The following is a 12,912-nucleotide window of genomic DNA, read 5'->3' as shown; positions in this document are numbered from 1 at the left end:
CTCTGGCATCTGAAATTCGAGCATGTGTTCGATTTATGGTGCCGTGTCGCGTATGTTCCCCACGCCTGAGGGCGGGGGTCTCCACGCTTAGGAGATTCAGATGAACACGGTCACGCGGCGGGGGTTGCTGGTCGGGATCGGGGCGGCCGGGGGGGCGGGCGCCATGTACGCGGCGATGGGGGCGCTGGGGCTGGCGCCCGAGGAGCAGGAGAAGGCGTTCACGCCGCCCTCGCCCGGGGACTTCACGCTGCGGGGCCGGGCCGCGGCCAAGGTGGTGATCATCGGGGCGGGGGTCGCGGGGCTGACCGCCGCCTACGAGCTGGGCAAGGCGGGGTACGACTGCACGTTGCTGGAGGCGCGGCAGCAGGCCGGCGGGCGGAATCTGACGCTTCGTGGCGGTGACCGGGTGACCGAGATGAGCGGGCCCGCGCAGGATGTGCGGTTCGGGGAGGGCGTGTACTTCAACGCCGGGCCCGGCCGGATCGCGCCGTGGATGGTCACCATGGACTACTGCCGCGAGCTGGGCATCCCGATCGAGGCGTTCATCAACAACAACGCCAACGCGTTCGTCCACACGAACGGGCGGACGGTACGGGCCAAGGCCGCCCGCGCCGATATGTACGGATATATCGCGGAACTTCTCGCCAAAGCCACCAACCTCGGCCGGCTCAACCGCCAGCTCACCAAGGACGACAGGGAACGGCTCCTGGAGTTCCTGCGTCGTTTCGGCGACCTCGGCCCCACGTATGACTACAACGGCTCCGCCCGCCGCGGTTTCGTGAAATATCCGGCGGCCGAGAACGGCATCCCTCTCGACCCGCCCGGCACCGTCCACCAGGTCCTCGCCGCCGCCACCGGCCGCGCCATCACCAACGACTTCGGCTACGAGCAGGCCACGCCCATGTTCCAGCCGGTCGGCGGCATGGACGCCATCGTCAGGGCCCTGACCGCCGCCGTCGGCCCCGGCCGCATCAGGACCGGCGTCCAGGTCACCGGCATCACCACCCGCGAGAAGGACGTCCAGGTCACCTGGTCAGGCGGCGCCCTGACCGCCGACTACTGCCTCGCCACCCTCCCGCCGCACATCCTCGCCAGGATTACGCACAACCTCGGCGCCGACGTCACGGCCGCGCTGAAGCGGCCCGTCCCGGTCGCGGCGGGCAAGATCGGTCTCGAGTACGGCCGGCGCTGGTGGGAGATCGACGACCGGATCTACGGCGGCATCACCGAGACCGACCTCGACATCACCCACATCTGGTACCCCTCCCACGGCTACCACTCCCAGCGCGGCCTCGTCGTCGGCTACTACGCCAGCGACGAGCAGGCCGAGCTGTACGGCGCCCTCACCCCCGAGGACCGCCGCCGCCGCGCCCTCACCCAGGGCAAGAAGATCCACGGCGAGAAGTACCGGTCCGAGCTGCTGTCGGACGTCTCCGTCGCCTGGGAGCGCATGCCCCACATCCAGGGCGGCTGGGTGCGCTGGCCCGCCTTTGATTCGTCCTTCACTCTTCTGCAACGCCCCAGCGGAAGGGTTTACTTCGCGGGTGACTGGCTCACCCACCTGATCGCCTGGCAGGCGGGGGCCATGGAGTCCGCGCGTAACGCCGTCACGCACCTGCATCAACGAGTGCTGCAGTCTCCGTAGTGACGGCGGGCGTAAGGTCCTGAGGATGGAACAGACTTTGCACTGGCAGCCCGCGGCTACGCACACCGAGCTCCTCGCCGGCCCGGTGGCCGAGGCGGTGCGCGCGTTCGCCGACGATGACGTCCACGTGGCCGCGATCGACCCCGACCTGGCCGACACCGCCGAGTTCTGCGAGAGGTACGGCGTGGCCCTCGACGCGTCGGCCAACTGCGTGATCGTGGCCGGAAAGAGGGGCGGCGAGGTGCGGTACGCGGCGTGCATGGTGCTGGCGACCATGCGGGCCGACGTCAACGGCGTCATCCGCAGGCACCTCGACGTCCGCAAGTCCAGTTTCGCGCCGATGGCGGAGGCGGTCGAGCTGACCGGAATGGAGTACGGCGGCATCACCCCGCTCGGCCTCCCGGCGGACTGGCCTATCCTGGTTGATTCGAACGTGGCATCGCATAACAGGGTGGTCATCGGCAGTGGCGTGCGCAGGTCGAAGCTCGCCGTCTCCGGTGCCCTTCTGGCCGGGTTGAAGGGCGCGGAGGTGCTCGACCTGGCCACCGGAGCGTAGGGGCTCTGACCGTAGGGAGCGAGGAACGATGCCGGCGAAGGTCGGAGCGGACGCGACCATCAGACACTGAGACGTATTCGAGACCGTTGGATGGGAAACCGATGGGGCTGATCCGGACGTTGTATGAGTGGGAATGTGGCCCCATGGTTCATCTCGTGGGCGGGGATTAAGCCGGTATGGTGCTTCATGCCATGAACGATGACCGACTTGGCCCTTACCGGCTGCTCAGGCGGCTCGGTGAAGGCGGAATGGGTGTTGTCCACCTCGCTGTCGATCAGCATGGTCGGCAGGTGGCGGTCAAGGTCCTGCGTGCCGAGGTCGCCGGCGACGAGGTCGCCAGGCGGCGGCTCTCGCGCGAGGTCGAGACGATGCGGCGGGTGCGCAGCAAGTACATCGCCGAGGTGCTCGACGCCGACGTCACGGGTCATCGGCCCTACATCGTCACCCGGTACGTCGCCGGGCGCGCCCTCGACGAGATCGTCAGGGACGACGGCCCGATGGAACTACCGGCGCTGCTCGCGGTCGCGCACGGCGTGGCCTCGGCGCTGTCCGCGGTCCACTCCGTGGGCGTGATCCACCGCGACCTCAAGCCGGGCAACGTGCTCATCCTCGACGGCCAGCCGGTGCTGATCGACTTCGGCATCGCCCAGGCCGTGGACGCCACCAGGCTGACCCAGACCGGCATGTTCATCGGCACGCCCGGCTACCTCGCGCCCGAGATCATCGAGGGCCAGGAGGCGGGACCCGAGGTGGACGTGCACGCCTGGGCGGGCACCCTGCTCTACGCGGGCACCGGCCAGCCGCCCTTCGGCAAGGGCACGCTGGAGATGATCTTCTACAACATCACCGCGGGCAAGGCGGACGTGAGCGCGGCCCCGTCGGTGCTGCAGCCGCTGCTGAAGGCGGCCTTCCAGCGCAACCCGGCCAAGCGGCCCAAGGCGGCCGAGCTGGCGGAGCAGACCGCTCGGCTGCTGCCCAAGTCGGCCAGGACCATCCCGGACGAGATCTCGACCGTGCCCCGCACGGACCGTTCCGCGGACTCGCACGCGCCGGCCCAGCCACCGGACTTCGTCTCCCTGCTCCCCGGCGGCCCCGGGAACGGCGAGCAGAACCCGCCGAACTCCGGCCCCCAGCACCCCCCGGCCGCCAACCCGTTCCGGGGCCAGGCGCCGCACGTGTCCTCGGCCCCGCAGCACGGCCAGCCCCCGCACGCGGCCCCGTCCGGCCCGCAGCCGCTGTCGCAGCACGGCGGCTCGCCGCACAACACCCCCACGGGCCCGCCGCACAACATCCCCACGGGCCCACCCCACAACGCGCCGTCGAACCCGCAGCACAACGCGCCCCAGAACCCGCCGCACAACGCGCCGCCCAACCCGCAGCACCACCTGCCCCAGAACCAGCCGCAGAGCGGGCCGTCGAACCTGCCGCACAACCCGCCCCAGCACTCCGACCAGCACGGCAGGCCGCCCGCCTACCCGCAGAACCCCGCCCAGGGCGACCCGTGGCCCACCCGCAGGGTCACCCCGGAAGAGCTGCGTCAGATGCAGGACGGCGGCGGCGTCCCCAGCGTCCCCTGGCCCGGCCAGCAGGGCTGGAACAACAGCCACGGCTACCAGCAGCCGCGCGAGGGCGACGTGCCGACCAAGCGGGTGCGCTCCGAGGCGCCGCCGCCCTACGTCCCGGTGCAGGCGCCGCCGCAGAACCCGTACCCGCAGGATCCGGCCACGCGCCGCGAGCCGTACATCCCGGGCGTGCGTCCTGGGCAGCTCCTGCAGCGATCGCGCGCGTACGGCGTGGCCGGCGCCATGCTCCTGATCATCATGATCGTCCTGGCCGCGCTCGCCCCGGTCATGGTGGCCCTGGTGGCGCTGCCCGTGGCCCTGCTCCTGCGCGCCGCCGACCTGGCCCAGCCCGAACTGAGCGCCCGCCGCTCCACCGGCGCCGCCGCGCTCGACGTGCTGCGCGTCTTCGGCCATCCGAAGGCGCTGGTCAAGTCGGCGGGGATCACGCTGGCGCTGGTCCTGTACGCGGCGATCCTCGGCCTGCCGGTCACGCTGCTGCTCACGGTGCTGGGCCGGAGCGTGCCGGAGAACGCCCTGGCCTGGGGCGCCGCCGTCGCCATCTGGACCATCTGCGCCGGTCCCGGCGTCGAGGGACCTGGTCGTCAGATGCGCAGGACCCTCTCATCCCTCGTACCCTCGAGGACAGCGGCCATGGTGATGGCCGGGGTGTTCGCGGCGGGCGCCGCGCTGTCATTGGTGCTCGCCATCGGTACGTTCGGCACGTCGCCGAGTTTGCGCGCAGTATGGACACCAGTGAACGTCTCCGAGCTGGAAGATCAGCTGGAGAAACTGTCGAAGTCGGGGGGATGATGCAGGGAGCCAGGCGATGAACACGCAGGTTCCAGAGCGGCTCGGGCCGTACCGGCTGGTCAGGAAGATCGGCGAGGGCGGCATGGGCGTGGTCCACCTGGGCATGGACGCCGACGGCGGCCAGGTGGCCATCAAGGTGCTGCACCCGCATGTCGCCGCCGACCTCAAGGCGCGCGACCGGCTCACCCGCGAGGTCGAGACCATGCGGCGCGTGCGCAGTTCGCACGTGGCCGAGGTGCTCGACGCCGAACTCGTGGGGGGCCAGCCGTACGTCGTGACGAGGTTCGCGCCGGGCCGTACCCTGGAGGACACCGTCCTCGCCGACGGGCCGCTGCGCGACTACGAACTGGTCCGCCTGGCGCGCGGGCTCTGCCAGGCGCTCGTGGCCATCCACGCGGCCGACGTGATCCACCGCGACTTCAAGCCCTCCAACGTCATGCTCGTGGGCGGGGAGCCGCTGGTCATCGACTTCGGCATCGCGCACCTGGTCAACGCCACGCGGCTGACCCAGACCGGGATGTTCGTCGGCACGCCGGGCTACCTGGCGCCCGAGATCATCCGTGACTCCGAGATCACCCAGGCGGCCGACGTCCACGCGCTGGCCTCCACGGTCTTCTTCGCCGCCACGGGCGCGCCGCCGTTCGGCACGGGCACGTTCGAGGCCGTCTGCTTCAACATCATGGAAGGCCGCGCGCAGCTCGACAAGGCGCCGATCTGGCTGCGCGGCTGGCTGAGCCGCGCCCTCCAGGTGGACGCCCGCTCGCGGCCCGGCGCGCAGGAGCTCCTGCGGATGGCCAGGCAGCTCGACCCGACCAGGACCGCCTTCCACGAGGTGCCCACCGCGCCGCCGCCCTCGTCGGGCACGCGGGTGCTGCCCGCCGGCGACAACTACTCCGACCTGCTGCCGCCGGTCGAGTACTCCAGGCCGCAGCGGGTGGAGAAGCCGCCGCCCGCGCCGCGCAACCCCAAGCCGCCGCCGTACGTGCCCGCGCCGCTGCCGCGGACCGACCAGCGGGTGGCCGGGTACCCGGCGCCTGCCCAGGTGCGTCCCTACACGCCGCCGCCCGCGCCGCAGACGCAGCCCAGGCCGTACACGCCGCCGGGGGAGCGCAAGCGCTTCGTCGTCGGCAGCCAGTTCGTGGGCCTGCTGCTGCTCGTCGGACTGACCGCGCTGACGGTGATGGTCCCGGTCACGGTCGGCGCCGCCGCCATCGCGATCGCGGTGGTGCTGCGCGTCGGCGAGTACCTGTTCGGCGAGATGGTCAACCGGCGTAAGGCGCGCGGGGGCGGCAGCTCCGCCGACGCTTTGCTGGCGATCGTCGGCACCCCGTGGGCGCTGGTGAAGGCCGCCCTGATCACGCTCGTCCACGTGCCGCTCGCCCTGGCCTTCGGCGCCATCGTCTGGGGCATCCTGCGCTGGGGTGGCGGCATGAGCGTCGACGAGTCGGCCGCCTACGCCGCGGGGGCGTTCACGCTGGGGCTGTTCGTGCTGCCCGGCGGTGGCGCGCCGCGCAAGGCCGTGACCCGCAGCCTGACGAGCGTGCTGCGCACTCCGGGGGCCGCGCTGGTCGCCACCGTGGCCGTCGGCACCCTGACCCTGCTGGCGGTGCTGTTCGCCTTCAGCCAGAAGACCGTCTGGACTCCCTGGGAGGCGCCCTCCGAGGTCATCGACCGCCTGACGGCCCAGGCGCAGGACGGCGCCGTCAGCCTTCTCACCGGCCTGGCCGACGACCTGCTCAAGAAGACCGGACTGGGGTTCCTGTCGCCCTGGTCCTGAGTGTCCCGTCCCTGCCACCGGGGGAAAAGGATGGGTATGAGCGAGCAGCTTGGGCCGTACCGGCTGCTGTCCCGGCTCGGCGCGGGCGGCTTCGGCGAGGTACACCTCGCGCTCGACGGCGAGGGCAGGACGGTGGCGGTCAAGATCCTCCATCCGCACGTGGCCGCCGACGAGGCGGCGCTGACCAGGCTGGCGCGCGAGGTCGAGACGATGCGGCGGGTACGCGGGCGAAGGGTGGCCGAGGTCCTGGACGCCTCTTTAGACGGCGAACGGCCCTACCTGGTCACCCGGTACGTGCAGGGCAAGCCGCTGTCGGCCGTCCCGGTGCCGGTGGCCGACCTGCGGCTGCTGGCGACGGGGCTGGCGGAGGCGCTGTCGGCCATGCACGAGGCGGGCGTGACCCATCGCGACCTCAAGCCGGCCAACGTGATGATGGCCGACGGCGAGCCGGTCGTGATCGACTTCGGCATCGCCCTCGCGCTGGACTCCCTGTCGGTGACCGCCTCGGGCGCGGTGATCGGCACGCCCGGCTATCTGGCGCCTGAGCTGCTGGAGGGCCGCGAGGCGGGGATGGAGGCCGACGTGTTCTCCTTCGGCGCCACGCTGGCCTACGCCGCGACGGGGCGGCAGCCGTACGGGAAGGGTCCTGCCTCCGCGGTCGCCTACCGGGTGGTCCATCACGAGCCCGACCTCGACGGCGTGCCGGAGTGGCTGGCGCCGCTCCTGCGCGAGTGTCTCGCGCGCGAGCCCGCCGCGCGGCCGACGGCCGCGCGGATCTGCGAGGTGCTGGGCGCCGCCCCCGCCCCGCGCGTCCTGCGCAGACCTTCCTCCGGTACGGCCCAGCCGCCCGTCCTGGTCGCCGATCCGCACGCCGAGCCCACCCGCGAATGGCAGCCGGGCGGAAAGCGGAACGTGGAACTGGAACGGGCGCTGCACCGCGAGAAGGTGCGCAGGCGGTGGGTGATCGGGTCGGGGCTGTTCGTGTCGCTGCTGGCCGCGGCGGCGCGGGAGCCGCTGCCCGAGGTCTCGCTGTTCCTGCTGTCGGCGTTCGCGCTGGCGATCGTGGCCGACGCCGGGGTGGCGCTGGTCTCGCGGCGGCCGTTCAAGAACCGCAGGATGGTGGCCGACCTGGCGACGATCGCGGGGACCGGCGCGTTGTGGTTCGGGCTGAGCACGTTCTTCAGCCCGTTCACGCTGGCGTTGTTCGCCGGGACCGCGCTGGTGGCGGGTGTGGTCTTCCTCATGTCGGCCTGATCACCGGCCGACTCTGGAACAAAGTTCGGTAGGCTGGGGCCACCTGCGAGTTTGCCCTAAAGCTACTCATGGGTAACATAACGACTCAGGGGCCAGGGGTACCCGCCCACGCGGTCCGCCCCCGGTACCTGGCACTCTGGACACCGCACGAGCTTTTTACCGAGCTATCCGGCGAAAACGGGAGGTCGGCCACCGGCCATGAACATCGTCGTCTGCGTGAAGCAGGTTCCCGACACGGCGACCGAGCGCAAGCTTCGGTCCGATGACAAGACGCTCGACCGTGACGCCGTCGACGGCGTGGTGAACGAGCTTGACGAGTATGCGGTCGAGGAGGCGCTGAAACTCAAGGAGGCCCATGGCGGTGAGGTCACCGTCCTCACCATGGGCCCCGGCAAGGCCACCGAGACCATCCGCAAGGCCCTGGCCATGGGCGCCGACAAGGCGGTCCACCTGACCGACGACGCCCTGCACGGCTCGGACGCGCTCTCGACCTCCTACGCGATGGCCCAGGCGCTGAAGAAGATCGGGTTCGACCTGGTCATCCTCGGCTCCGAGTCGACGGACGCGCGTACCGGCGTGTTGCCGGCGATGCTGGCGGAGCGCCTGGGCGCGCCGCAGCTCACGCTGGCCAACAAGGTCGACGTCGAGGGCTCCTCGATCACGATCCAGCGCCTGACCGACTACGGCTACGACAAGGTCGAGGCGTCGCTGCCCGCCGTCGTCTCCGTGGTCGAGAAGATCAACGAGCCGCGTTACCCGTCCTTCAAGGGCATCATGGCGGCCAAGAAGAAGCCGGTCGAGACGCTCGGCGTGGCCGACGTCTCCGCCGACGCGGCCCAGGTCGGCCTCGGCGCCGCCTGGTCGGAGGTCGTGGACTTCGCCGCGGCCCCGCCCCGCGCGGCCGGCACGATCGTCAAGGACGAGGGCGACGGTGGCGCGAAGGCCGCCGACTTCCTCGCGTCCAAGAAGTTCATCTAAGAACGGGGGTTTTGCTGATATGTCGGAAATTCTCGTTCTGGTCGAGCACGTCGACGGCGAGGTCAAGAAGGTCACGCTCGAACTGCTGACCCTGGCCAAGTCGCTCGGCTCCCCGTCGGCCGTCTGGGCGGGCCCCGGCCTGAGCGACGCCGCCACGGCCAAGCTCGCCGAGTACGGCGCCGACAAGGTCTACAACGCCTCCGCCCAGGAGATCGTGGACTACGTCGTGGCGCCCAAGGCCGAACTGCTCGCGCAGCTCGTCGGCTCCGCGGCCCCCGCGGCCGTCCTGGTCGCCGCCACGGCCGAGGGCAAGGAGGTCGCCGGCCGGCTCGCGGTCAAGACCGATTCCGGCGTCATCACCGACGCCGTCGGCCTCGGCGACGGCTTCGTGGCCGACCAGTCGATCTTCGGCGGTGGCGTCAACGTCAAGTCGAAGGTGGCCAAGGGCACCCCGATCGTCGCCGTACGCCCCAACTCCACGGCCCCCGTGGCCGCGGCGGGCGCCGGGGCCGTCGAGGAGGTCGCGGTGGCGCTGTCCGACGGCGCCCGCGCGGCCAAGGTCGTCGACCGGGTCAAGCAGGAGAAGGGCGCGCGGCCCGAGCTGACCGAGGCCGCCATCGTGGTCTCCGGCGGGCGCGGCGTGGGCTCGGCCGACAACTTCTCGGTCATCGAGGGCCTGGCCGACGCGCTGGGCGCCGCCGTGGGCGCCTCCCGCGCCGCGACGGACGCCGGGTGGTACCCGCACCAGTTCCAGGTGGGTCAGACGGGCAAGACGGTCTCGCCGCAGCTCTACGTGGCGGCCGGCATCTCCGGTGCGATCCAGCACCGGGCGGGCATGCAGACCGCGAAGACCATCGTCGCCATCAACAAGGACCCCGAGGCGCCGATCTTCGAGCTCGCGGACTACGGCGTGGTGGGCGACCTCCACCAGGTCGTGCCGCAGCTCACCGAAGAGGTCAACAAGCGCAAGTAGGCACACGGACGGCGCCGGATCCCTGCCCGGGGTCCGGCGCCTTTCACGTGAGTGCCTGCCTCAGCCGCGTGGCCAGAAGCTCACCCTCCTCGGGACTCCACTCCAGGACGCCGTTCTCCGCCATCAGCGCGTGGTACCGCTGCCGCTCGTAGGGCACACCCGGCGGCAGCGCCGCCACGTGCCAGTGCAGGTGGGCGTTGCCCTGCCGGCTGCCGAGGAAGGCCAGGTGGTGCTCGTCCTCGTAGAAGACCTTCTCCATGTCGTAGGCGGGGTCGCCGGCCACGATCGCGCAGATGAAGCACGGGCCGCTGCGGACGCGTTCGTGGTAGGCGCCGACGTCGAAGGGGACCTTCACGAAAGGCCCGCCCGGCGGGCGCGTTCGACGGCGGCGGGCAGGACGTCGACCAGGCGGTCCACGTCCTCCAGGGTCGAGGTGTGGCCGAGGCTGAAGCGCAGCGAGCCGCGTGCGGCGGCCGCGTCGGCGCCCATGGCCAGCAGGACGTGGGAGGGCTGGGCGACCCCGGCCGAGCAGGCGGAGCCGGTCGAGCACTCCACGCCCTTGGCGTCGAGGAGCATGAGCAGCGCGTCGCCCTCGCAGCCGGGGAAGGAGAAGTGGGCGTTGCCGGGCAGCCGGTCGACGGGGTCGCCGTTGAGGACGACGTCGGGGACGGCCTGCCGTACGCGATCGATGAGGGTGTCGCGCAGGGCGGTCAGGCGGGCGTGCTCGTGCTCCTGCCCGCGTACGGCCACGCGCACCGCGGCGGCCAGCCCGGCGATGGCGGGGGCGTCGAGGGTGCCGGAGCGCACGTCGCGTTCCTGACCGCCGCCGTGGAGGACGGAGACCGGCGTCAGCCCCCTGGCCAGCAGCAGGACGCCGACGCCCATCGGGCCGCCGATCTTGTGCCCGGTCAGCGTGAGCGCGTCGGCGGTGGAGTCGGCGAAGGAGACCGGCAACTGGCCGATGGCCTGCACCGCGTCGGTGTGGAACGGGATGCCGTGCTCGTGGGCGAGCGCGGCCAGTTCCCGCACGGGCTGGACGGTGCCGACCTCGTTGTTGGCCCACATGACGCTGACCACGGCCACCCCGGACGGGTCGTCGGCGATGGCCGCGCGCAGCGCCGAGGGGTGGACGCGGCCGGCCTCGTCGACGGGCAGGAGGGTGACGCGGGCGCCCTGGCTGCGTTCGAGCCACTGGGCGGGGTCGAGCGCGGCGTGGTGCTCGACGGAGCTGAGGAGGATGCGGTCGGCGGGCCGGCGCGACCAGTAGAGGCCCTTGATGGCGAGGTTGTCGGCTTCCGTGCCGCCGGAGGTGAAGACGACCTCGCTGGGACGGGCACCGAGTGCTTCGGCGATGGTCTCGCGTGACTCCTCGACGATCCGGCGCGTCTGGCGGCCGGCGGCGTGCAGGGAGGAGGCGTTGCCCACGCGGCCGAGTTGCTCCGTCATGGCCTCGATCGCCTCGGGGAGCATGGGTGTGGTCGCCGCGTGATCAAGGTAGGCCGACGGTCTGGTCACCCGTCCAGGGTATCCCGCTTGCCACTGTACCGTCCGGACGGTACAGTAGAGGCATGCGTAGAGACGAGCTTTTGGATGCGGCGGAGGGACTCCTCTGTGACCAGGGCTCCGACGCGCTCACACTGGCCGCCGTGGCCGACCGTGCGGGAGTGAGCAAGGGCGGGCTGCTCTATCACTTCAGCACCAAGGAAGCGCTGATCAAAGCGATGGCGGAGCGCCTCATCGGCGACTTCGACGAGTTGTTGGCGGCGCAGCCGTACGACACCTATACCAAACGCTACCTGGGCGCCACGATGGCGGCGATCCGCTCCGGCCGGCTCCGACGATGGGCCGTGGTGACCGGGGCCTCCGGGAACATGTTCCTGCTCACGCCGCTGCGTGAGGCCATGAGCCGCTGGCATTCCGAGGGCATCAGGGATGAGCCCGACCCGGTCGCCGCCCAGATCGTCCGCCTGGCCTGTGAGGGCCTGTGGGACGTAGCCAGCCACGACCCGAGCCTGCATTCGGAGGAGGAGCTCGCCGCGCTTGAGCGGCGCCTGCTCGCGCTCCTCTGAGCGAAGCCCTTCCTGACAGGGGTACGGCCCGGCGGCCGTGCCCCTCTTCTTTGTGCGTGTGAAAGGAACCTGTGATGACCCGCGACCTGAGGACTGCCCGTTTCGGGGCAATCCTCACCTTTGTCCTTGCCGGCTTGATGGTGGGCACCATGACCGTGCGCATCCCCGCGCTGACCGACAAACTCGGTCTGACCGCGGGCGAGGTGGGCGGCGTACTGCTCGCCTGGGGTGTCGGCGCGCTCGTCAGCATGCAGGCGATGCGCGGCGTCATGAGCCGCGCGGGCAGCAGGGCGGTCCTGCGGGTCGGCGGTCCCCTGACCGCGCTCTCCCTGCTCGGGCTGGCCTTCGCGCCCAGCCTGCCGGTGCTGCTGGTGACCGCGGTGCTGTTCGGCATGGCGTTCGGCGCGGTCGACATCGCCATGAACGCCCAGGGCTCCGCGGTCGAGCAGGCATACGGCCGGCCGCTCATGAACAGCATGCACGCGGGATGGTGCGTCGGCGCCATCGGCGCGGGCGTGATCGGCTCCGTGTCGATCGCCTCAGGGTTGTCGCTGACCGCCAACCTGGCGCTCATCGCCCTCGTCTCGCTGCCCGTCATGGTGTTCGTGAGCCGTTCGTACCTGCCGGACGCGCCCGTCGCGGGAACGGCCGCCGAGACCGGCAAGAAGCGCCTGCCCCCGGTCGTCTACCTGCTCGGCGCCATCATGTTCTTCGCGTTCATGGTCGAGGGCACCGTCGCCGACTGGAACGGCCTGTTCATGCGCGACTCGCTCGGCGCCCCCGAGGCGCTGGCCGCGCTCGGCTACCCGATCTTCGAGGCGGGCATGCTGCTGGCCAGGCTCACCGGCGACCGCCTGCGCTCCCGCTTCGGCGTGAAGGGCCTCATGACCGCCTCCGGGCTGGCCACGGCGGGCTTCTTCGCGATCGTGCTGACCGCGGGAACGCCGGTCATGGCCCTGGCCGCGATGTTCTTCGTCGGCCTCGGCGTCGCCACGATCGCGCCGGTGACCATGTCCCTGGCGGGCACCGCCACGGACACACCCGGACCGGCGATCGCCCAGGCGGGCGCGATGGGGTACGCCGGCCTGCTGCTCGGTCCCGTGGTGATCGGGTTCCTGTCCGACGTGAGCTCGCTGCGCACCGCGCTGGGGATCGCCGTGGTGCTCGGCCTGCTGATCGCGCTGGCCGCCCGCTTCCTGCCGCGCCCGCGCCTGCTCGCTCCCGCGAGGATGCCGGAGCGGGGCGAGGAGCGCGAGCTGGCCAGGGCGAGCTAGAAGAAGCCCCGGTG

11 protein-coding genes are annotated in these 12,912 nt (G+C 71.4%); 9 read left to right on the top strand and 2 right to left on the bottom strand.

Going from position 1 to position 12,912, the window contains the following annotated elements; genetic code table 11:
* The first annotated feature begins 100 nt into the window (after nt 1-100).
* The 7 genes from ACIBEJ_RS41745 to ACIBEJ_RS41715 all read left to right on the top strand — a co-directional run bounded on the left by ACIBEJ_RS41745 (nt 101) and on the right by ACIBEJ_RS41715 (nt 9,555).
* A complete protein-coding gene (locus tag ACIBEJ_RS41745; protein ID WP_397188491.1) occupies nt 101-1,645 on the top strand; it encodes a flavin monoamine oxidase family protein in 1,545 nt (514 codons plus the stop codon).
* 25 nt (nt 1,646-1,670) lie between these two features.
* Nucleotides 1,671-2,201 (top strand): YbaK/EbsC family protein, encoded by a 531-nt coding sequence (locus ACIBEJ_RS41740; protein ID WP_397188490.1) that lies wholly within the window; start codon nt 1,671-1,673, stop codon nt 2,199-2,201.
* 176 nt (nt 2,202-2,377) lie between these two features.
* Entirely contained in the window at nt 2,378-4,573 is a 2,196-nt protein-coding gene (locus ACIBEJ_RS41735) for a protein kinase (RefSeq protein ID WP_397188489.1), read from the top strand.
* A gap of 16 nt (nt 4,574-4,589) precedes the next feature.
* On the top strand, nt 4,590-6,350 hold the full coding sequence (locus tag ACIBEJ_RS41730) for a serine/threonine-protein kinase (protein WP_397188488.1): 1,761 nt from the start codon (nt 4,590-4,592) through the stop codon (nt 6,348-6,350).
* A 36-nt stretch (nt 6,351-6,386) separates the two neighbouring features.
* Nucleotides 6,387-7,604: a serine/threonine-protein kinase gene (locus tag ACIBEJ_RS41725; protein WP_397188487.1), complete on the top strand. Its 1,218-nt coding sequence runs from the start codon at nt 6,387-6,389 to the stop codon at nt 7,602-7,604.
* 198 nt (nt 7,605-7,802) lie between these two features.
* Nucleotides 7,803-8,582 carry an electron transfer flavoprotein subunit beta/FixA family protein gene (locus tag ACIBEJ_RS41720; RefSeq protein ID WP_397188486.1) on the top strand — a complete coding sequence of 260 codons (780 nt, stop codon included), beginning with the start codon at nt 7,803-7,805 and terminating at the stop codon, nt 8,580-8,582.
* A gap of 19 nt (nt 8,583-8,601) precedes the next feature.
* Entirely contained in the window at nt 8,602-9,555 is a 954-nt protein-coding gene (locus tag ACIBEJ_RS41715) for an electron transfer flavoprotein subunit alpha/FixB family protein (RefSeq protein WP_397188485.1), read from the top strand.
* Nucleotides 9,556-9,598: 43 nt separating this feature from the next.
* Here ACIBEJ_RS41715 and ACIBEJ_RS41710 read toward each other — a convergent pair whose 3' ends face one another.
* Together ACIBEJ_RS41710 and ACIBEJ_RS41705 are read right to left on the bottom strand one after the other, a co-directional pair.
* Nucleotides 9,599-9,910, bottom strand: coding sequence for a hypothetical protein (locus ACIBEJ_RS41710; protein WP_397188484.1), 312 nt, complete (start codon nt 9,908-9,910; stop codon nt 9,599-9,601).
* Complete coding sequence (locus ACIBEJ_RS41705; RefSeq protein WP_397188483.1) at nt 9,907-11,070, bottom strand: cysteine desulfurase family protein; 1,164 nt, start codon at nt 11,068-11,070, stop codon at nt 9,907-9,909. The genes ACIBEJ_RS41710 and ACIBEJ_RS41705 overlap by 4 nt, the downstream gene beginning before the upstream one ends.
* A gap of 53 nt (nt 11,071-11,123) precedes the next feature.
* Between ACIBEJ_RS41705 and ACIBEJ_RS41700 the strand changes: the two genes are divergently transcribed.
* Together ACIBEJ_RS41700 and ACIBEJ_RS41695 are read left to right on the top strand one after the other, a co-directional pair.
* Entirely contained in the window at nt 11,124-11,624 is a 501-nt protein-coding gene (locus ACIBEJ_RS41700; RefSeq protein ID WP_397188482.1) for a TetR/AcrR family transcriptional regulator, read from the top strand.
* A gap of 149 nt (nt 11,625-11,773) precedes the next feature.
* Entirely contained in the window at nt 11,774-12,898 is a 1,125-nt protein-coding gene (locus tag ACIBEJ_RS41695) for an MFS transporter (protein ID WP_397188481.1), read from the top strand.
* Nucleotides 12,899-12,912: the final 14 nt, after the last annotated feature.

Origin of the sequence: Nonomuraea sp. NPDC050790 (assembly GCF_044456745.1) — a bacterium.
Classification (GTDB): domain Bacteria; phylum Actinomycetota; class Actinomycetes; order Streptosporangiales; family Streptosporangiaceae; genus Nonomuraea.
The sequence above is the reverse complement of the archived record's forward strand: the minus strand, read 5'-3'. Positions and strand labels throughout refer to the sequence as shown.